The 20206-nt window shown below is 71.8% G+C and carries 19 protein-coding genes; 7 read left to right on the top strand and 12 right to left on the bottom strand.

The window, feature by feature from the left end; all coding sequences use genetic code 11:
- Positions 1 to 382 precede the first annotated feature (382 nt).
- On the bottom strand, positions 383 to 1378 hold the full coding sequence (locus OHA05_RS09860) for an NAD-dependent epimerase/dehydratase family protein (RefSeq protein ID WP_328860337.1): 996 nt from the start codon (positions 1376 to 1378) through the stop codon (positions 383 to 385).
- Positions 1379 to 1567: 189 nt separating this feature from the next.
- Between OHA05_RS09860 and OHA05_RS09855 the strand changes: the two genes are divergently transcribed.
- Together OHA05_RS09855 and OHA05_RS09850 are read left to right on the top strand one after the other, a co-directional pair.
- Positions 1568 to 2251, top strand: a complete 684-nt coding sequence (locus OHA05_RS09855) for a hypothetical protein (RefSeq protein WP_328860336.1) — start codon at positions 1568 to 1570, stop codon at positions 2249 to 2251.
- A 46-nt stretch (positions 2252 to 2297) separates the two neighbouring features.
- Complete coding sequence (locus OHA05_RS09850) at positions 2298 to 3710, top strand: PepSY-associated TM helix domain-containing protein (RefSeq protein ID WP_313946731.1); 1413 nt, start codon at positions 2298 to 2300, stop codon at positions 3708 to 3710.
- Positions 3711 to 3781: 71 nt separating this feature from the next.
- On the opposite strand, the gene OHA05_RS09845 is transcribed toward OHA05_RS09850, so the two are convergent.
- The 5 genes from OHA05_RS09845 to OHA05_RS09825 all read right to left on the bottom strand — a co-directional run bounded on the left by OHA05_RS09845 (position 3782) and on the right by OHA05_RS09825 (position 10417).
- Entirely contained in the window at positions 3782 to 4390 is a 609-nt protein-coding gene (locus tag OHA05_RS09845; RefSeq protein ID WP_328860335.1) for a winged helix-turn-helix domain-containing protein, read from the bottom strand.
- 359 nt (positions 4391 to 4749) lie between these two features.
- A complete protein-coding gene (gene glnII, locus OHA05_RS09840) occupies positions 4750 to 5772 on the bottom strand; it encodes a glutamine synthetase (protein WP_313946733.1) in 1023 nt (340 codons plus the stop codon).
- 133 nt (positions 5773 to 5905) lie between these two features.
- Positions 5906 to 7771: a TIR domain-containing protein gene (locus tag OHA05_RS09835; protein ID WP_328860334.1), complete on the bottom strand. Its 1866-nt coding sequence runs from the start codon at positions 7769 to 7771 to the stop codon at positions 5906 to 5908.
- A 70-nt stretch (positions 7772 to 7841) separates the two neighbouring features.
- Positions 7842 to 8981 carry an ARPP-2 domain-containing protein gene (locus OHA05_RS09830; RefSeq protein ID WP_328860333.1) on the bottom strand — a complete coding sequence of 380 codons (1140 nt, stop codon included), beginning with the start codon at positions 8979 to 8981 and terminating at the stop codon, positions 7842 to 7844.
- Complete coding sequence (locus OHA05_RS09825) at positions 8978 to 10417, bottom strand: hypothetical protein (protein WP_328860332.1); 1440 nt, start codon at positions 10415 to 10417, stop codon at positions 8978 to 8980. Before OHA05_RS09825 ends, OHA05_RS09830 begins: the two co-directional genes overlap by 4 nt.
- 183 nt (positions 10418 to 10600) lie before the next feature.
- On the opposite strand from OHA05_RS09825, the gene OHA05_RS09820 reads away from it, so the two are divergent.
- Complete coding sequence (locus tag OHA05_RS09820; RefSeq protein WP_328860331.1) at positions 10601 to 11533, top strand: Gfo/Idh/MocA family protein; 933 nt, start codon at positions 10601 to 10603, stop codon at positions 11531 to 11533.
- Between the two features lie 266 nt (positions 11534 to 11799).
- On the opposite strand, the gene OHA05_RS09815 is transcribed toward OHA05_RS09820, so the two are convergent.
- Positions 11800 to 12477, bottom strand: a complete 678-nt coding sequence (locus tag OHA05_RS09815) for a hypothetical protein (RefSeq protein ID WP_328860330.1) — start codon at positions 12475 to 12477, stop codon at positions 11800 to 11802.
- A gap of 159 nt (positions 12478 to 12636) precedes the next feature.
- Complete coding sequence (gene pdxR, locus OHA05_RS09810) at positions 12637 to 14049, bottom strand: MocR-like pyridoxine biosynthesis transcription factor PdxR (RefSeq protein ID WP_328860329.1); 1413 nt, start codon at positions 14047 to 14049, stop codon at positions 12637 to 12639.
- Positions 14050 to 14096: 47 nt separating this feature from the next.
- On the opposite strand from pdxR, the gene OHA05_RS09805 reads away from it, so the two are divergent.
- Positions 14097 to 14570 (top strand): carboxymuconolactone decarboxylase family protein, encoded by a 474-nt coding sequence (locus OHA05_RS09805; RefSeq protein ID WP_313946739.1) that lies wholly within the window; start codon positions 14097 to 14099, stop codon positions 14568 to 14570.
- Between the two features lie 192 nt (positions 14571 to 14762).
- Here OHA05_RS09805 and OHA05_RS09800 read toward each other — a convergent pair whose 3' ends face one another.
- Positions 14763 to 15128: an arsenate reductase family protein gene (locus OHA05_RS09800; protein WP_313946740.1), complete on the bottom strand. Its 366-nt coding sequence runs from the start codon at positions 15126 to 15128 to the stop codon at positions 14763 to 14765.
- Positions 15129 to 15249: 121 nt separating this feature from the next.
- Between OHA05_RS09800 and OHA05_RS09795 the strand changes: the two genes are divergently transcribed.
- From OHA05_RS09795 to OHA05_RS09785, 3 genes are all read left to right on the top strand, one after another.
- Positions 15250 to 15528 (top strand): hypothetical protein, encoded by a 279-nt coding sequence (locus OHA05_RS09795; RefSeq protein WP_384442042.1) that lies wholly within the window; start codon positions 15250 to 15252, stop codon positions 15526 to 15528.
- Between the two features lie 213 nt (positions 15529 to 15741).
- The gene (locus tag OHA05_RS09790; protein WP_328860328.1) at positions 15742 to 16515 is read left to right on the top strand and encodes a glycoside hydrolase domain-containing protein; all 774 of its coding nucleotides are present in this window, start codon (positions 15742 to 15744) and stop codon (positions 16513 to 16515) included.
- A gap of 93 nt (positions 16516 to 16608) precedes the next feature.
- A complete protein-coding gene (locus OHA05_RS09785) occupies positions 16609 to 17088 on the top strand; it encodes a hypothetical protein (RefSeq protein ID WP_328860327.1) in 480 nt (159 codons plus the stop codon).
- A gap of 22 nt (positions 17089 to 17110) precedes the next feature.
- Here OHA05_RS09785 and OHA05_RS09780 read toward each other — a convergent pair whose 3' ends face one another.
- The 3 genes from OHA05_RS09780 to rox all read right to left on the bottom strand — a co-directional run bounded on the left by OHA05_RS09780 (position 17111) and on the right by rox (position 20082).
- The gene (locus OHA05_RS09780; protein ID WP_328860326.1) at positions 17111 to 17953 is read right to left on the bottom strand and encodes an MOSC domain-containing protein; all 843 of its coding nucleotides are present in this window, start codon (positions 17951 to 17953) and stop codon (positions 17111 to 17113) included.
- Positions 17954 to 18060: 107 nt separating this feature from the next.
- Positions 18061 to 18525: a hypothetical protein gene (locus OHA05_RS09775; RefSeq protein ID WP_328860325.1), complete on the bottom strand. Its 465-nt coding sequence runs from the start codon at positions 18523 to 18525 to the stop codon at positions 18061 to 18063.
- An 87-nt stretch (positions 18526 to 18612) separates the two neighbouring features.
- Positions 18613 to 20082: a rifampin monooxygenase gene (gene rox / locus OHA05_RS09770; protein ID WP_328860324.1), complete on the bottom strand. Its 1470-nt coding sequence runs from the start codon at positions 20080 to 20082 to the stop codon at positions 18613 to 18615.
- Positions 20083 to 20206: the final 124 nt, after the last annotated feature.

The raw sequence follows: 20206 nt of genomic DNA, 5'->3' as shown, positions 1-20206 counted from the left end.
ACGCCCGATCGGGTTCGAACTCCGGCGCCCGTCCCTCTCGGCGCCTGAAGCCGGATGCCGGATCCGGTCCGCGCCCGAACCTCCGTGCCCGGACGCCGGATCCCGGGCCGAATCCCGGCACCCGGGATACCTGATCCGGGGCCGAACCCCGGCGCCGGGCCCACCCGGCCCCACCCGGGCCCGAACCCGGTGCCACGGGCGCCCCATGCGGAGCGCCGGGTTAGGTGGCTCGAACGGGGACCCCGGGGCCCCTGGGCGGCGGATGCTCGACGCGGCCCGACCCATGGGGCCGAGCCCCGTGCCACGGACGCCCGGCCCGGGACGAATCCCGGCACCCCCAACCGCCGCCGGCGGGGCCGGAATCCCAGCCCCGCCGGTGCGTTCACGTGCCCAGCAGTTTCGCCTCCGCGGCTTCGGACAGGCCCACCACCGGCCGGTCGGGCCGCTGCGGTGCTTCGCCGCCGATCGACTGGAGCCACTCCCAGGTGTCCGCCACCGTCTCCCCGACCGGCCGACAACGCAGGCCCGCCGCCAGCGCCTTGGCCACCCCGACGCCGTGCACCGCGTGGTGCAGCTCCGGCAACTGCTCCCGGGGCACCCAGATCGGCAGGTCGGTCCAGGGCTCCACGCCCGCCGCCAGAATCACCTCGGGATCCGTCCAGCGCAGCTCCGGGTCCGCGCCCGTGGCCCGGACGCACGCCTCCAGCAGACCCTCGACGGTCGTGTGCCCCGCCTCGCTCACCAGGTTGTAGGGACCGCTCAGCCCGCCCGCCGCGGCCGAGAGCGTCCAGTCGGCGAGGTCGCGCACATCGATGTACTGGAGCGGGGTGTCCCGCGGGCCGGGCGCCGTCATAGGGCCCCCACGGGCGGTCCGCCGCAGCCACCATGGCAGCCGGCCGATGTTCTCCCAGGGGCCGATGATCAACCCGGCGCGCACCAGCAGCGAACGGTCCTCGCCGAACGCCTCCACGACGGCGAGTTCACCACCGCGTTTCGCCTCCGGGTACGCCACGTCGCCCGCGTCCGCCGAGCCGTCGACCACGGGGGCGGTCTCGTCGTACCCAGCGGTATGGGGCGCGGCGTACACCGAGCAGCTCGACACATAGACGTAGCGCTCCACCCGGCCGGCGAGCAGCCGGGCCGAGTCCCGTACCACCGAGGGCGCGGCGGACCAGGTGTCGACGACCATGTCCCACCGGCCCTCGGCGAGTTCCGCGAGACCGTCCGGCGTCGTGCGGTCGCCGAGGAGCTCCGTGACCCCGGGCGGGGCGGGGTGCCGCCCGCGGTGGAAGACGGTCACATGCCAGTCCCGGGCAAGGGCCGATTCGACGATCGCGCGACCGACGAACTCCGTACCCCCGAGCATCAGAAGTCTCATGCACCCGACTCTGCCTCCACCCTGTCGGCGCTGACCAGGAGTTCTGCCGGTAGAAGAGAAATCCCGCGGATCGTGAGCCCCGATCGAGGCCGTTCACAGGTCGGCGGAGCCCGGAACGCCGGGGCCGGTGGGACCAATTCCGCCCGCGAGTGCCCATTTCCCGGTGCGGGATGGCAGCATGTGCGGACCATGACAGATGCCCGGTCGCCGATGCGCGCCCTGCGGGCCGCACTCTTCGCGGCTGTCTGCACCGCATTGGCCGCGATGGGGCATTCGTTCATGTCTGGGCAGGACATCCCGTTCGCCGTACTGCTGCCCGCGTTCGCCGTGACGGCGGCGGTGGCCTGGCTCGCGGGCGCCCGCCGCAGGGGTGGTCTCGCCATCGGCGCCGGGGTGCTCACCGTGCAGGGCGCGCTGCATCTGCTCTTCAGCAGCGCCCAGCCGCACACGGGCGGGCCCGCCCACAGCCACGAGCACAGCACGAACGCCGGCACCATGGTCGCCGACTCCACACCGCCGGGCTCCCTGTCCGCCGACACCATGGCCGTCGACACCACGGTCGACGGTCTCCTCGGACACTCCTCCGGCGGCATGCTCGCCGCCCACCTCCTGGCCGCCGTCCTCTGCGCCCTGTGGCTGGCCCGTGGCGAGACCGCCGTGTTCCGGGTCGCCGCCGCTGTCGGCACGCTGGCCTTCACACCGTTGCGGCTTCTGCTCGCCGTCCCCGCGCTGCCCGAACCGCCGCGGCCCCTCGCGCGCCGCCGGTCCGACGCCGTTCGCCGCCGCAGCGTCGTCCTCGGCCACACCCTGGTGCGCCGCGGGCCGCCCGCGTTCCTCGCACCCCGCGCCACGGCCCCCGGAGCAGCCGTCTGACCTGGGGCCGATTCCCCCATGTCGACATCAACTCCCCAGGATCATCATGGCCATTGACGCCCCCGTTCACGGCAGAACCGAAACCGAGCAGGAGCCGCCGACGGGCTCCACCTGGAGTGCCCTGCGGCCGCTCCTCCTGCGTATCCACTTCTACGCCGGTCTGCTCATCGCGCCGCTGCTGCTCGCCGCGGCCGCCAGCGGACTGCTCTACGCCCTCTCGTTCCAGGCCGAGAAGGTCATCTACAGCCACGAGCTGGAGGTCCCCGTCGGCGACCGTGCCCTGCCGCTGAGCGCCCAGGTCGAGGCCGCCCGCGACGCCCGGCCCGACGGCACGGTGACCGGCGTCTGGCCGAGCTCCGAGGACGGCGCCACCACCCGCGTCCTGATGGACGCGCCCGGCGTCGAGGAGGGCAAGTCGCTCGCCGTCTTCGTCGACCCGTACACCGCCCAGGTCCGCGGCGAGCTGCCCTCCTACGGCAGTTCGGGTGCCCTCCCGCTGCGCAGCTGGATCGACAGCCTGCACCGGGACCTCCTCCTCGGAGACTTCGGCCGCCACTACAGCGAACTGGCCGCCAGCTGGCTGTGGGTGGTCGCACTGGGCGGTCTGCTCCTGTGGCTCGGCCGCCGGCGCAGCTCGAAGCGTGCCCTGTTCGTGCCCGAGCGCGGGACCAAGGGCCGCCGCAGGACGCTCTCCTGGCACGGCACCGTCGGTCTGTGGGCCGTGATCGGTCTCGTGCTGCTCTCCGCCACCGGTCTGACCTGGTCGCGATACGCGGGCGAGAACATCGGCGCGGTGCAGGACCAGCTCGGCGGGGCCACCCCCGCCGTCTCCGCGGCAGTCGAGCCCGGCGCCGCCGCCGGCGGCGAACACGCGGGGCACGGCGACGGCGCCGGAGCCGCCCACCAGGGTGCGGACGTCGGTGTGGACCAGGCCCTCCGGTCCGCACAGGCCGCGGGGATCGACGGCAGACTCGCGATCACGATGCCCGCCGAGGGCACCGGCTATGTGGTCAAGGAGACGGACACCGTGTTCCCCGTCCACCTCGACTCCGTCGCCGTCGACCCCGCGAACGGCGAGGTCATCGACGAACTCCGGTTCGCCGACTACCCGGTGCTCGCCAAGCTGACCCGCTTCGGCATCGACGCGCACATGGGCGTGTTCCTGGGCCTGGCCAACCAGCTGGCCCTGGCCGCCCTCGCCCTGGCCCTGATCCTGCTGATCCTGTGGGGCTACCGCATGTGGTGGCTGCGCCGGCCCACGAAGGGGCGCACACTCGCCGGTGGCCGGCCGATACCGCGCGGAGCCTGGCGGAAGGCGCCCGTCACCGCCCTGCTGCCGCTCGCCGCGGCCACGGCGCTCGTCGGCTGGTTCGTGCCGCTGCTGGGCATCTCCCTGCTGGCGTTCGTGCTGGTCGACGCGGCGGTCGGAGCCGTACGGAAGGTCAGGGCGCGTACCTGAGGGACCTGAGGCGAGGGGCCCGGTCCGCCGCACGGCGGGCCGGGCCCCTCGCCTTCCCCCTGGGCGCCGGGTCAGGGCGCGTACTTGTAGCCGACCCGCCGCACGGTCTGGATCGTGCGACGGTGGTCGGCGCCCAGCTTGCGGCGCAGCCGGGCGACATGGACGTCGACGGTCCGGCCGTCGCCGACATGGCCGTAGCCCCACACCGTGGTCACGAGCTGGTCGCGGGTGTGCACCCGCTGCGGATGGGCCACCAGGTGCGCCAGCAGCTCGAATTCGAGATACGTGAGGTCGAGCGTCCGGCCGTCCACGTTCGCGGTGCGCTCGGACGCGTCGATCCGTACGGGACCGGCGCCCTCGCCGGTGTCGAGGCGCGCGGGCTCCGGCAGCAGCGCGGCGGGGGCCTGCTGCTCGGCCGGGACGAGGACCAGATAGCCGAGCATCGGCGGCCGGCCCGGCAGCCCGGCCACATTGTGCTGCGGGGCGGGCAGCCAGGTGGCGCCCGGCGGCAGGAAGTCCGTCACGTCCACCAGGCTGCCGAGCGGCACGACCTCGTCGCGGTCGATGGCACGCAGCCGGTGACGGCCGGGGTGCAGGGCGCCGGGGCCGGTGCCCTGCACGGTTTGGGCGGCGGTGGCCGCGGGGGAGTGGACGGCGGAGAAGGAACGGGAGTTCGCCATGAGAGGTCAGCTCTTTCGCGCGGAGGAGTCGTCGAGTCGTCTGAGACGGACGTACGTCGTGCGCGCTGGCCGAAGGCCGGAACGGCTTTAGAGGGCCTGCGCGTTCACCGCGCGGCAACACACCCGGTCGAAGTCGTGGTGCTGCCGGGAAGGCCAGAACGGCTCGAGGTCGGTGCGACCTGTCGCGGGGTTCTCAAGGCTGGCCATGGGCCCATTGAATCAGATGAACGGCGTGCGAAGGAGGGGCACTCTCACAGATCGAGACACAGATCTCGCGAGACGGCCCGGCCGCCCGGTGACGGGGACAGCGAAGGGCGCCCGCCGATGCCGGCGGGCGCCCCTGGTGCGGACGGGCGGGATCAGACCTGTCCGGCCTTCTCCAGAGCGGTGCAGCAGGTGTCCACCAGCAGACGGGTCACCACGTACGGGTCGACGTTGGCGTTCGGGCGGCGGTCCTCGATGTAGCCCTTGCCGTCCTGCTCGACCTGCCACGGGATGCGCACCGAGGCGCCGCGGTTCGAGACGCCGTAGCTGTACTCGTTCCACGGGGCGGTCTCGTGCAGACCGGTGAGCCGGTCGTCGATGCCGGCGCCGTAGTTCTTGACGTGGTCGAGCGGCTTGGAGCCCTCGCCCAGCGACTCGCAGGCGGTGATGATCGCTTCGTAGCCCTCGCGCATCGCCTTGGTCGAGAAGTTGGTGTGCGCACCGGCGCCGTTCCAGTCGCCCTTCACCGGCTTCGGGTCGAGCGTCGCGGAGACCTCGAAGTCCTCGGCGGTGCGGTAGAGCAGCCAGCGCGCGATCCACAGCTGGTCGGAGACCTCCAGCGGGGCGAGCGGTCCGACCTGGAACTCCCACTGGCCGGGCATGACCTCGGCATTGATGCCGGAGATCCCGAGACCCGCCGCGAGACAGTTCTCCAGGTGGGCCTCGACGACGTCACGGCCGAAGATCTCGTCCGCGCCGACACCGCAGTAGTAGCCGCCCTGCGCGGCCGGGAAGCCGCCCTCGGGGAAGCCGAGCGGGCGGCTGCCCTTGAAGAACGTGTACTCCTGCTCGATGCCGAAGATCGGCTCCTGCGCGGTGAACCCCGCCGCCACCTCGGCCAGCTGCGCCCGGGTGTTGGAGGGGTGCGGCGTCATGTCCGTGTTGAGGACCTCGCACAGCACCAGCAGGTCGTCGCCGCCGCGGATCGGGTCGGGGCAGGAGAAGACCGGCTTCAGCACACAGTCGGAGGCGTGCCCCTCGGCCTGGTTGGTGCTGGACCCGTCGAAGCCCCAGATCGGCAGCTCGCCGCCGGCCTCGGTGAGGATCTTCGTCTTGGAGCGAAGCTTGGCCGTCGGCTCGGTGCCGTCGATCCAGATGTACTCAGCCTTGAAGGTCACGGGCCTCATCCTTTTGCGGGTCCAGCGGTATGCCGCGCAGCTTGGCAAGTCGCGATTTCCCGGCCGTTGCCCGAGCGTGAACCCCGTGTTACGCCGGACCGGTGGCCCGGCCCGGCGGCGGGTGAGGCCCCCCTCAGTCGAATACGCCGAATACGCCGAAGACACGGTGCAGCTCCAGAATCCGGTCGCGGGTCTCCGCGCGGTCTCCCAGCAGCACTTTGTCGCTCCATTTCCAGAGCAGCTCACCGGTCTTATCGGCGATCATCTTGCGGAAGTACTGGCTCGTCGACACCTGGGTCGGGGCGAAATGGTGCCTGCCCTCCTGGTCGATCAGCAGAAGGTATTCCTGTTGCGCGTCGTTGGCCTGCGGCAGATCGGACAGGGATCCGATTTCCCGGCAAGCGAAGCGCTCCCGGAAGCCTTCGGTGACGGACTGTTCCAGCGGCAGGACATGCAGATGCGCATGGTCGATTCCACAGGAGGAACGCACCGTGGGGTCGCACATTCCGTGCTCGAATGCGACCACTTCCGACGCGTACCCCTCGCGGATGACCGAGGTGACGTGCCTGCGCAGCATTTCCAGCGTCGCGAGCGACGCGGCCGGCAGGGCGGACATCGACAGGGCGTGCTCATCCGGGACGATGAGCACATGCCCCCGGGTCAGCGGGGCGACATCGGCCACGACCACGAAGCCGTCGGCCTCCGCCAGCAGCTCGCGCGGCAGCTCCGCACGCTCGAACAGGCCGCGGAACGGCGTGGTGTCGGCGTCGTGCAGCACATCGCACAACAGGCACGGCGGGGTGGTCTCCGCGTCCGGGGCACCGGTGATGCCGAGGGGCTGGATGGTCTCCACCGCCTGCGGGCCGCGTCCGGTGCCTGGGGTGAACTTCACGGCGGTGTGCATCATGATCCCGTTTTCTTCGAGCAATGAATCGAGCGCCTCGTTCTGACCGTCGTGTTCGGCGAGCGCAACAATGTGTCGGGCATTGATGCCTGCTGACCTCAGGGCGGTCATGCAATCGACCAGATGATGTCCACTCAGGGCCACATCGTGCAACAGGACAGCACGATCGCCATTCTCGTAAAAACCCTCGACGGGGTTGTCACGGTTCGGGCCGTAGGGACTTACGTAGACGGCTGGGAAGGGTAGCAAGTCGGCTGCCGCGCTCAAAATACCGGTGGCCGCCACCTTGGAAACGGCGAGCAGTGTCGGTCGCATGACCTTTCGGCTGACCAGTTCGGCCACATGGTAGGCCAGGTGGCCTGCCAGGACCCGCTGGTCGAGCGATTCCGGAGCGACGCGCGTCAGATCGAGATAGCCCGCCACCGGCGTTTTCACCGTATGCCCGACTCGCTCTTCGCGCCCGTACGAGAGGGCGTAGCGCCGCAGGATGTCGAGGACCTGCGGCTCGGGCAGTTTGGGGAAGGCCCGCGAGTCCAGCTGGTCGCACAGCACCCGTGCCTTGAGCCGTACCCGGTCTCGTGGTTTGGCCTGCGGGGCGAGGCGGGTGAGCAGCCCGGCGATCCGCGCGCCGTTGCTGCTCACCGCGTCCAGCGTGCGCAGCCACGGCACGATCCGCGGCTCGATCTCCACCGATTCGTACACCGAGGGGTCCTGGTGCGCGTCCGGCGGGCCGAGCCGCAGATGGACGACTCCGCCGAGGTCGGAGGGCAGATCGGGATCCCCCACCGTCACGATCGCCACGCGTGCCTGCCCGAGCCGTCCGGTGAACAGCCCGTACTCCAGCAGGACGTTGCTGGCGGGGGCGTAGCTCGTCGCCCCGCGCCGGGTGGTCCGGTCGTCCGGAGTGGCGATGATCAGCGCGCCGTCCGCCTCGTTCAGCAGCCGCAGCAGCGAGTCGAGCAGGGTCATCCCGGGCGGAAAACACTGCTGGCTCCACCAGAGCAGGGGCTCCACCCCCTGCCGCGCCAGCACGGCCGCCACGGCCTGCGCGAACGGCCGGCCCTCCGTCGACGAAGCTATGAACACGCGCGTCATGCGGGCTGCTCCTGCCGCTCACCTGCCGCGGGCGCCGCCCGTCCGCGCCGCCCCCCGTGGAGCCCGGATTTTAGCTCCTGGCCACCCTCTCGACCCCGTGCTTGAGCAGGGACGAGAAGCCCGCGTCACGGATTCTGCGCACCAGATCGGCCTCGGTGGTGCCGAGTGACTGCGCCGTTCGGCCCAGATGCCAGTCGTGGTCGTGCAGCCGGTTCAGCAGGTGGCCGCGGCGGATCTGTGCCTCGGACAGACGAAAGGTCTTCAGATAGGCGACCCGGCCCTTGTGGTCCGTGATGACCTCGCCGATGTGCTGCTCCGCCTCGCCGCGGCTGAAGGAGGGCAGGAAGCGCCACAGCGCGAACGACTCCATCCGGTAAACCCGTTCGTAGAGGTACGACGGGTCGAGCAGCCGGTTCGCGAACAGGGTGGCGTGGGCCGCGGTCCAGCTGCGCTCCTGTGCCAGCGCGGCCGCCCGCAGATCGGCGAGCGTCGTGAGGTGGCGGCTGTCGCGGATCCTGGCCTCGAAGGCGGGCACCGCGGCGCCGAAGAAGGCGTACTGGTGCACCAGCTCGCCGTACAGATCCTCGATCAGCGACGGATGCAGGGCGCGGTAGTCCTCGGGGTGCGGCACGACGAAGGCCGCGGCGAGCGAGTCCGCCGCGTAGACCAGCACGCCGCACTGGTCCGGGTGGATCTCGAAGAGCCGCAGCGCTTCCGCGAGACCACGCACCTGCCATCCGGCCCAGGCCGCTTCCGCGCGCGGGGAGAGCCCCCGGCGCACGGCCTGCTGGGACCACTCGTCCCAGACGACGGACGGCCCGTTGAAGTGCAGTGCCAGATAGCCGTCCAGAGCGAGGTGGAGCGGCAGGAAGCGCAGCCGCCGCTCGCTGACGCCCTTCACCGAACGCCGCTTGGCGAGCCGGTGGTGACGGCGGACGGGGATGGTCACCGGGCAGCCGTCGCCCAGCTGGGTGCCGTACGTGGCCGACCGGCTGCCGTCGCCCGACCAGTCGGCGACGAAGCCGTGCGGGACGTAGGAGAGGTAGGTCGTCCGGGGCCCGGTCTCCACCGCGCCGTATCCGGGGCCGTAGACCTCGTGGCGCAGCCGCAGCCCGTCCACCGGCTTGTCGCGCAGCAGGGGCACCAAGCGGATGCCGCCCCACGTCTGGCCGGGCGCCGCGGTCAGGCCGGTCATGTCCAGCTTGTTCATCGTGCCCCCTCCTGATGCCGCTGAAGGAACTGGCCGCAGCGGCGGTCGAGATAGGCCTGGAGTTCGCCCAGCCGTGTGCGGCCCTCGGCGAACTGCGCGATCTCCACCAGCGCCGCCAGATCCTCCGCGTCGCGGATGCCCGCCGTCGGCACGCCCGGTGCGAGCCGGCGGACGTCGAACCCGTCCGCGTCGTATACAGGGTTCACGTGCACGACACTTGTGCGCCGGTCCGGATCGAGGCGGGTCCGCCAGACGCGCAGCACCTCGCCCGCCAGCCCGGGCGGCGCGTTGTCCCAGCCGTCCGAAACGATCACCAGACGGTCGGGGGAGTGCTCCAGTGCGTCGAGGACGCGGGTGCCGACCGGGCTCGGCCCCCACGGACGCACCAGAAGCGGATCCCCGGCACCCGAGGTCCAGTGCGCGCGGTACGACCCGGCCAGCGCCTCCAGCAGGAAGTGTGATCCGAGCGCCACGGCGAGCGGCCGACGGCGCTTCACCCCCGAGCCGTACGACGAGTAGCTGTCGTCCAGCACGGCGGCCACCCTGCCCCAGGTACCGGCGTGCGGACCCGCGGCCCGCAGCGCCGCCGCCCGCAGGGCACCCGTCAGCTCCGCCCGCCGGTCCACGCGCTCCTGCCGGGTGAGCGACAGGACGTAGAGGCACAGCCGGGTGAGCGGCATGACGGCGAGATCCGCCGTCGTGCCGGAGCTCTGCGTACGCAGCCGCTCCAGCCGCGTCATCCGCGGCGCGATCCGCTCCAGGAACCGCCCGCGGGGGATCCCGTGCCGGGCAGCGAAGCCCTCGGCCACGGTGAACGGCAGCTCGTAGACCGCCTCCCGTTCGTAGTGGGCGCGCCGGTACGCGTCCAGGAAGGCGTCCTCGTACCGGATCCGCCGGCCGGGACGGAAGAGGAAATCGCCGTACTCCTCGTCCAGGGGGCCTTCCCCGAACGAGAGATGCGTGTGCCGTGCGGCCGCTCTCAGCCCGCTGCGGTACTTCACCGCGTCATGGCCGAGATCGGGGCGGGCCCGCAGCCAGTCGCGCTGGATCGCCCGGGTGCGGCGGTTGTTGACCCTGGCGGTGCGCAGTGCGCGGAACAGCCGGTACACGCGCTGCGGCGGCAGCGAGGCCAGCCGCGCGGCGATCAGCCGGCCTTCGGCGAGCTTCTGCGGGCGGTCGGCGTCATCCGCCGCGCGCAGCAGTCGCTCGATGATCGAGGCCGCGTTGTGGTCGTTGATGTCCAGAGCGAGCGCCGCCGCGTACACGGTCCGGTAGTTGGTGCACACGTACTCGTGCAGAAAGGACAGGGAGAGCTGCTGCTCGCCGGCCGACGAGCGGAACTCCCGCTGTCCGGTCGCCGTGATCGCCGCGTTCACGAAGAGCAGTACGTCCTCGGCCGCGACCACATCGGCGGATGTCTCGGCGGCGTCCGCCATGGTCTCCCCCCGGGTCCCACCAGCACTGGAGCCGGCCGGGGAATGGGGATGCGAACGGCGAAATCACTGCGTCAGAAGCATGTCTCGGAAGTCGCACCGGAGTCCCGCGGCCGGCACCGGAAACGTAACACCGCTCCCACTCCGTTCCCCCGGAATTTCTCTCCGCCGGGCACACTGGGCCGCATGACGACCCCCGCGAAGCAGCTGCGTATCGGACTCTTCGGCGCCGGCCCGTGGGCCGAGCGCACCCAGGCGCCCGCCCTTGCCGCCCATCCCGGTGTCGAGTTCGCGGGGGTGTGGGCCAGGCGGCCCGAGGCCGCCGAGGTGATCGCCAGGGCGCACGGCACGGCCGCGTACACCGGGGAGGACGGCGCCGACGAGCTGCTCGCCTCCTGCGACATCGCGGCCTTCGCCCTGCCGCCGGACATCCAGGCGCCGCTCGCCGCGCGGGCCGCCGCGGCCGGCTGCCATCTGCTGCTGGACAAGCCGGTGGCGACGGATGTGGCCACAGCCCGGGCCACGGCGGACGCGGCCGAGCGGGCCGGGGTGGCGTCCGTGGTGTTCTGCACGCTGCGCTTCGCCGCCGAGACCGCGGCCTGGATCGAGGAACGGGCCGCGGCGAAGGGCTGGTACACGGCCCATGCGCGGTGGCTCGGTTCGCTGTTCGCGCACGACAGCGACAGCCCGTACGCCGCCTCGCCCTGGCGGCGCGAGAAGGGCGGGCTGTGGGACGTCGGCCCGCATGTGCTGTCCGTGCTGATCCCGGTGCTCGGCGACGTGACCCGGGTGACGGCGGCCCGAGGCCCCGAGGACACCGTGCACCTGGTGCTGCGGCACGCGTCGGGCGCTTCGAGTACGGCGACCCTGGGGCTGAGCGCGCCGGTGAGCGCCTCGGGCGTGAGTATCGATCTCGTGGGCGAGCCGGGGACGGCCTCGCTGCCGGAGTGGGGGGACGCCGTCGGATCGTTCCGGGCCGCGCTGGACGCGCTGGTGGAGTCGGCGCGCACGGGACGGCCGCACAGCTGTGACCTGGCGTTCGGGCTGCGGCTGACCGAGATCCTCGCCGAGGCCGAGGCACAGCTGCCGGCCCGTGAGGGGGAACCGCGGCTCCCGTGAGTGGATCTGACGGGTGGGGAGCCGCGGCTCGTCGGGGGTGGCGAACCGCGGCTCGTCCGGTGGGCGCCTACGGGTCACCCCGCGCGCCGGCCCGGGCGGTGCCGCGTCCGTCTGTCCCGTTCCGCACGGGCACTACTCCCGGAGGCGGGGGCGGGCAGCGCCCCACCGTATGAGTGCGGAACAGGTCTTCCGGTCACCCGGAGCGCGAGGACGCTTCGGGGGAGAGCTCCGGAGGACGGACGGGCACCGGCCCGGACTGCGCCGGGTCAGCCCACGCGCTCGATGCGCGCCTTGCGGATCAGGAACTTGCCCGGCTCCCGCACCTGCTCGAAGGCGGCGTTGTTCAGCAGAGCGCAACTGCCGGAGGGGGACGCGACCTTCACCGTCGTCGACTTGTTGTTGTCGAGGTTGGTCACCTTGAGCGTGGTGCCGATCGGGAACTGGTTGCTGGAGGCGGCGGGCTCGCCGGCCTCGCCGGACAGCGTCACGGTCGAACCGGCGCAGACGACCTCGCCCACGGCTCCGGCGTCACCACCGCCGGCCTCCTCGCCGCCGCCTTCGGCGGGCGGCTGCTCCTCGGCCGGCGGGGCCTCCGCCGGCGGTTCGGCGGGCGGCTGCTCCTGCGCCGGGGGCTGCTGCGCGGGCGGCTGGGCCGCCTCGCCGCCCCCTGTGCCGACTTCACAACCCGAGGCGGCCTGCTTTCGTTTGATCTCCTCGATGACGGCCTGCCGGTTGGCGATACGCGCCTCGGACTGCGCGTCCGGGGTGGCGCGCTGGTCGGCGATGAACCGCTCGTTGTTCTGCAGGGCCGTGACGAGCCCGTCGCAGGCGACCGATGCCTGGCTGGTGCCGGTCATTGCGAAAGCCCCACCGCCGACGACGGTTGCTGCGCCGACGAGCAGAGCGATCTTCTTCTTACCGGTGAGGGTCTTCTTGCGGGACACGTGGGACTCCTGTCGGGTCGGTTCCGTGTGCCCCTACGTACGAGTAGGCGGGCGGTCCGACTCAAGGTCCTCACCCGCAACTTCCTTAACTTTTCTTAAGGTTGAGCCAGGTGGGAGGGGTGTTCCTGCCGCCGCACGTCACACCGGCGGCAGCGCGCGTCAGGCCGGCGGGAGCGCGCGGCACAGGGCGTCCAGGGCTTCCGTGTACAGATGCTCGGGCGGGGTGGCGTACCCGACGACCAGGCCGTCCCGGAGCCCGTCCGCCCCCTCACCCGGCCCGCCGGGCCGGCAGAAGTCGGCGAGCCCTTCGACGGCGAGTCCCTGCCAGGCTGCCGCCTTCACCACGGCCCGCTCCGTCCCCGGCGGCAGCTCCAGTACGGCGTGCAGCCCGGCCGCGATCCCCGTCACCCGTACCTGCGGCGCCCGTTCGGTCAGCAGCGCGACGAGCCGGTCGCGCCGGCGGCGGTACCGCAGCCGCATCCTGCGGACATGACGGTCGTACGCCCCGCACCGGACGAAGTCCGCGAGCGTGAGCTGTTCGGTGGCGCTGGAGTACTGCTCGCGCTCGCCCTTCGCCGCCAGGACATCGTCCAGCAGCTGCGGCGGCAGCACCATCCAGCCGATCCGCAGGGTGGGGGAGAGGCTCTTGCTCACGGACCCCATCAGCACCACCCGGTCCGGATCCAGGCCCTGCACGGCGCCCACGGGCCGGCGGTCGTAGCGGAACTCGCCGTCGTAGTCGTCCTCCAGGACCAGACCGCCCGACGACCGTGCCCAGTCCACGAGGGCCGAGCGCCGTTCGGCGTGCAGCGGGCCGCCGGTCGGGAACTGATGGGCCGGAGTGAGCAGGACGGCCCGTTCCCCGCCCAACAGGGCGATGTCCGCGCCGTGTTCGTCGACCGGCAGGGAGACGGTCCGCACACCGCTGTCGGTCAGCAGCGCGTGGTGGAAGGGCAGTCCGTACTCCTCGACGCCCCACCACCCGCCCACCACCTGCGCGAGAAGCCGCAGCGCGTGCGCGGCACCCGAGCACACGACGATCCGGCTGGGGTCGGTCCGCACTCCGCGCACCCGGCCCAGATACTCCGCCAGCGCCTCGCGCAGCTCCGGCCGTCCCCGCGGATCACCGGGCCCGAAGGTGTCGTGGGGTGCGGCGGTCAGCGCCCGGCGCGCGGAGGCCAGCCAGGCGGCGCGGGGGAAGGCGGAGGGATCGGGACGGCCCTGTATGAGGTCGTACACCGGCCGGTGTTCGGGTGTCGCGGTGCGCGGTCTGCGTACGGGCGTGGTCGGTTCCGTGCGATGCGCGACGCGGGTCCCCGAGCCCTGTCGCGCGGTGAGCCAGCCCTCCGCGACCAGCTCGGCGTAGGCGTCGGCCACGGTGTTGCGGGCGATACAGAGATCGGCTGCGAGCGAGCGGTACGGCGGCAGCCGGGTGCCCGGCGCGAGCCGCCCGGTCCGGATCGCGTCCCGCAGCGCACGCATCAGGGCCGCACGACGGCTGCCGCCGCCGGTGAGCTCCAGATGCAGGTCGGCACCCAGGATCTCCGCCGGATTGACCCATGAATCTGCCATGAAAATGCACCCTGTCACCGGTCTTCTGTCTCACTAGATTCGTACACATGACGACGACAGAGATCAACCGCAGCGCCTCCCGCATCAACTTCGCCAAGCTGGCCCCGAAGGCGTTCCGCGCCGTGATCGGCCTCGACGCGGCGGCACGCGAGGGACTGGATCCGACGCTGGTGGAGCTGGTGCAGATCCGCTCCTCACAGCTCAACCACTGCGCCTACTGCCTCCACATGCACACCGGTGACGCCCGCAAGGCCGGCGAGAGCGAGGAGCGCCTGCACATGACGGCCGTGTGGCGGGAGGCCGCGCACTTCTTCACGCCGAAGGAGCAGGCGGCGCTGGCGCTCACGGAGTCGGTCACGCTGGTCGCCGACGGCGGGGTCCCGGACGCGGTGTACGCCCGGGCGGCCGAGCACTTCGAGGAGCGGGAACTGGCTCAGCTGCTGGCGCTGATCTTCACCATCAACACATGGAACCGGATCGCGCTGGCGACGGGGAAGGTGGCGGGCACGGACGAACGCTGACCACGGAGGGGCCCTCAGGCGGTGCAGAGGGGCCTTCGGCGGTACGGAGGGGTGTTCCGTTGTGTGGAGGGTCCACGGCAGTACGCGGAGGGCGACTTCGGCCGTGCGGCGGGCCCGGGGGTGGAACGGGCGCCCCGGCCGCCCGGATCGGCCCCGCGGCCGTGCGGCGCGGGGCCCGTGCGCGACCGGCTCTCAGCCGTGGCGCCCCAGCGCGTCCCGTACCGCCTCGTCCGTCCGCGCGACGACGGCCGTCCCGTCGTCCGCCGTGATGATCGGCCGCTGGATCAGCTTCGGATGCCGCGCCAGCGCCTCGATCCACCGGTCGCGCGAACTCTCCTCCCGCGCCCACTCCTTGAGCCCGAGCTCCTTCGCCTCCGCCTCCTGCGTCCGGGTGATGTCCCACGGTTCGAGCCCGAGCCGGCCGAGGACCGCGCGGATCTCGTCCTCGCTGGGCACCTCGTCGAGGTAGCGGCGGACGGTGTACGAAGCGCCTTCCGCGTCGAGCAGATTCACCGCGCTGCGGCACTTGGAACAGGCGGGATTGATCCAGATCTCCATCCCGCCACGGTACCGCTCACCAGCCCCTCAAACACCGTCTGGCCAGGGGGGATTGTCAGTGGCGGCCAGTAGAATGAACAGTAGTTCGGGATGGTCCCGCCACCGTGCCAGGAGGTTGCCGATGGCTGTAGCCAGACTCATGAGGAAGCCCGCCGACACCGAGTTCCCGCAGGCGACGAGGAAGCCGCTGCCGGCCGGACAGCCGCGCGAGTGGTACGTGACGCACAACCGCCGCCTGAAGGCCATGCGGCTGACGATCGCCCTGCTGGACTCGGGCATCTACCACCCGGCGACCGCGGACAACACGAGGATACGAGCGACGGCGGAGCAGATCGGAGTACACCCGCCCTCGGACACGACGTGCCGGATGGTGCGTGCGCTGATCCGCTACGGACGCTGACCGCCACGGCTGTCACGGCTGTCACGTCCGTCACGACCACTGCCCCCGCCCAAGGCCCCGCCGTCGTCGCTCCGGTGACGACGGCGGGGCTCTTTCCCGCCCCACAAGGGCGGTTTGTCCGGTTACCGCAACAAAGCGCGCAGCTGAGGGCACAGTTGGCGGCTCGCGGCGCATGCTGATGCCACTCGGTTCGAACCGTTCAGGGGGGCCGCCATGCCGCACCCGTCCCGCATCCTTCCCCGACTTCCCGGAATCCGAAGACTCTGCGTCCTGCCGACCGCCGGCGCACTCGTCGCCGGCACCGTCCTCGCCTTCGCCCCGTCCGCAGCCGCAGAACCGGCCACGCCCGCCGCCTATCCGGCGGGCGCGAGCGCGACGCGTTACTCCGGACTCGCCTTCGACACCTGCACCGCACCGCCGCTGTCGGCCATCCAGGCCTGGACGGCCTCCCCGTACCGCGCCGTCGGCGTCTACATCGGGGGCATCACCCGCACCTGCGCCCAACCGCAGCTCACCGCTCCATGGGTGGCCTCCGTGTCGGCGCTCCAATGGCGTCTGCTGCCCATCTACAAGGGACTTCAGCCGCCGTGCGGCGGCAAGCCCACCGACGCCAAGATCAGCCGTGCCGCGGCGACCGCCCGGGGCCAGGGCACCGCGGCGGCGGCCGACGCCGTCGCCAAGGCGAAGGCGCTCGGTATGGTCCCCGGCAGCGCCGTCTACAACGACATCGAGCACTACACCCAGACCGACGCCACGTGCCGGACCGGTGTGCTGGCCTTCGTGTCCGCCTGGACGAAGGAGCTGCACCGGCTCGGCTATGTCTCGGGCGTGTACATGAACCTCAACTTCGGGGCCAAGCAGCTCTCCGACGTCTACACGTCCACCTCGTACGCCCGTCCCGACGCACTGTGGATCGCCCGCTACGACTCGGTCGACTCGCTCAAGGGCTGGACGAACATCCCCGATGTGCGGTGGCCGCTGCACTAGCGGGCCAAGCAGTTCAAGGGCGGCCACAACGAGACGTACGGCGGTGTCACGATCAACATCGACACCGACCGGCTCGACTCGCCCGTCGCCACCGTGGCGTACCCCTACTCCGTCACCAGCACCACCGCGCTGAACGCCCGGACCGGCCCGTCCACGACCTATCCGGCGGCGAAGTCCTACCCGCCGGGGACCACGGTGAGGGTGGTGTGCCAGACGCCCGGTCCGGCTGTCGGAGGCTCCCCGGTGTGGGACAAGCTCTCCGACGGCACCTACGTCACCGACCGCTATGTGAGCACCCCGTCGAACACCGGCTACAGCCGCCCGCTGCCGCTGTGCACGTACCCGTTCCAGACGACCACGGGTGTCGCCGAACGCACCGGCCCCGGCACGTCGTTCCCGGCCGGAGCGGTCCTCGCGAACGGGTCACTGGCCTGGGTGTACTGCCAGCGGGCAGGCTCGGCCGTCGGCACGACATCGGTGTGGAACCGTACGGAGAACGGCCGCTACGTCTCCGACTACTACGTGTCCAACGCCAGCAACACGACCTACAGCAAACCGGTGCCGCGCTGCTGACGCCGGTGGGAGCAGGGTGAGTTCAGGCAGCCGGGCCGGACGCCGTCGTCGCCACCACGGTGTCGCCCACGGCGAGCGTGCCGTGCCGTACGACCGCCGCCTTCATGCCGAAGCTCACCTTGTTGTCGTACGCGGGCTCACGCCGGTACCCGGCGAGCGTACGGATCGGTTCGGGACCGGCCCGCAGCCCGGTGAGCTGGTCCACCATCGGCACCGCGCACCGCACCGCCCGTACGGCGTAGGCGAGTCGGGCCGTTCCGATGTCCAGCTGCCGCATGTCGTCCTCGGCGTGCGGGGCGTCGCAGCCGGCGAGCACGATGTTCGGCCGGAAGCGGTCCATCGGAACGGCGGCGGCTCCGGCGGCCTCGATCCGTGCGTTGAGACCGTCCAGCGAAGCCTGCGAGGCGACGAGGACGGCATGCGCGTCGGCGAACCCCACCTTGCCGGGCGTCTCGCCCCACCCGTCCCGGTCGAACCCCGGCGGCACCCGCACCAGCCGCGACTTCGCCCCCAGCACATCGGACAACCACTCGGCCGCGGCGTCCCCCTGATCGGCGCCCTCCCCGATGTCCCGCCCGAACATGCTCACCGGCCGCCGCTCACCGTCGTGGTCGACGTCCAGCAGCAGACTCTCGACCCCATCGGCCGACAGCCGCAGTACACCGCCGCCTTCGACGATCTCGGGCCGGACCGCGGCCATCGCCGGCAGCGTCCGCTGACTGCGGAAGGACCCGTCGACGGCGTCGACGGCCATGAACGTACGGTCGTGCTCCAGTCCCGTATCCCCGACCCGGGAGGACTCGACGTCCGTCCCGGCACAGCCCTTGACCGGGTAGTACGTCAGTTTCTGCACAGTGATCCCCATGCTGTCCGATCGTACGGGCGAGGCCCGGGGGAGCGGACCGGGAGACGGCGATCGAGGTCGCGGTCGTCGCGGCGCGCAGGCACGCTCGGACGGAAGCGGCGCAGGCGTCAGATGCCTTCGCACGAGGCGGTCGCGAAGGGCCCGGACGCCGTCGCGGTTCTGGGTGTCCCGTCGTCCACGGTCACGGAACAGGTCGCACGCCCGCCGTCCGCGCCGAGTGTGACGCTGAGCGAGCCGCCCTTGATGAACCCCTCGGTCGTGACGACCTTCCGCCACGGCAGGTCGCGGGAACTCTCCTCGCTGGTCAGCATGTCCCCGTCGCGCCAGGTGGTGTACGAGATGGCGGCGTCCTTCGCGTCGCCGGTGACCTCGTAGGTGACGCGGACGGTCTTCGAGACCTCGTCGGAGACGCTGTTCACGAAGAGGCCGGCGAATGCGGCACAGCCGCCGCCCAGCAGCAGGACGATCACCAGGACCACCCACGGCCATCGGCGCCGTCTCCGGGGCGGAGCCGGCGGTGGTGCCGCGTGCTGAGGTCCGTCCCACTGCTGCCACGCGTTCGGCTCACTCATGGAATCAGCGTCAGCCCGTTCGGTCCGCCGCGCGACCGGGGGCACGGGGGCGTGAGCCGAGTCGAGGCCCCCGCCGGCGGCTCGCGCTCAGCCCGCCGCCGCGCCGAACCACCGCGGCAGCCGGTCCACCAGATCCCGCTGGTCCTCACCCACCCACGCCACATGACCGTCCGGCCGCAGCAGGACCGCGGGCGCGTCCAGTTCCTCGCTGACGTCGACGACATGGTCGATCCGGTCCGACCAGCCCTCCACCGAGAGGCGGCCGGTCTGGTCGAGCAGCAGGCCGCGCCCCTCGTGCATCAGCCCGTAGAGGCGGCCGCGCTTCAGCTGTACGTCCCGCAGCCGGCTGCCGAGCAGGTCGTGGCCCTCGCCGAAGTCGTAGCGGACCTCGACCGCGGTGACCATCCCGGTCACGTACCGGTTCACTTCTTCGAAGTCCATGAGCCTCCCGAGCAGTTCCCGCAGCGCGGTCGCACGCGGATCGCTCCCCAGCATCGTCATCTGCGCCCGGGTGTTGTCCAGCACGCGCGCGCCCACCGGGTGCCGTTCGGAGTGGTAGCTGTCCAGCAGACCCTCCGGTGCCCAGCCGTCGACCGCCGCGGCCAGCTTCCAGCCGAGGTTGAACGCGTCCTGCACACCCAGGTTGAGCCCCTGCCCGCCGGTCGGCGGGTGGATGTGCGCCGCGTCGCCGGCCAGCAGCACCCGGCCGACGCGATAGCGCTCGACCTGCCGGGTGGCGTCGCCGAAGCGGGACAGCCAGCGCGGCGAGTGCACGCCGAAGTCGGTGCCCGCGAAGGCCCGCAGCTGCTTCTTGAACTCGTCGAGGGTCGGCGCGGACGCACGGTCCTCGGCCACCCCGTCGGCGGGCACGACGACACGGCACACCCCGTCCTTGTCCGGGGCGGCGACGCCGAACCGCAGGTGGGTCTTGCGGACTTCCTCGACGACGGCGGCGACCGTCGCCGGATCCTCGGTCACCTCCATCTCACCCAGCAGCGTCTCGACCGTCGCGGGCTCACCGGGGAAACCGACACCGAGCAGCTTGCGCACGGCGCTGCGCCCGCCGTCGCACCCGACGACATAGCGCGAGCGCAGGTGCGTGCCTCCCCCTTCGGCCGCACCCTCAGGGGCGGGAGCGCCCTCACGCGCCAGCTGGACACTCACTCCGTGCTCGTCCTGGCTCAGCCCGACGACCTCGCACCCGCGCCGGATGTCGGTGCCGAGTTCGACGGCGCGCTCCTCCAGCAGCCGCTCGGTGACCGGCTGCGGGGTGGCGACGCCGTACGGGTGCGCCGTGTCCAGCCGCTCCGGCCACGGCTTCACGATGCCGCCGAAGAGACCGCCGACCCGGAACTTCTCGCTGACCGCGAGGAACCGGTCCAGCAGGCCGCGCTGATCCATCACCTCGACACTGCGCGCGTGCAGACCTTGCCCGCGCGACTCCCCGGTGCGCTCGGTCAGCTTCTCCAGCACGACCACCTGCACGCCGTGCAGCCGCAACTCGCAGGCCAGCATCAAACCGGTCGGTCCGCCGCCGACCACGATCACGTCAATCATCGAAACGCCCATTCAACGAGACTGGATTCCGGCCGTCCGCGCGCCTCACGCGCATCTGCTGTTTTCGCAGGTCCTGGCTTCGGCGGATCATTCTGCGGGACGACCGGGGCCTTGCCGCAAGCCC

The sequence above is a fragment of the Streptomyces sp. NBC_00306 genome (assembly GCF_036169555.1).
GTDB lineage: Bacteria > Actinomycetota > Actinomycetes > Streptomycetales > Streptomycetaceae > Streptomyces > Streptomyces achmelvichensis.
This window is presented reverse-complemented; position numbering and strand designations above follow the sequence as displayed.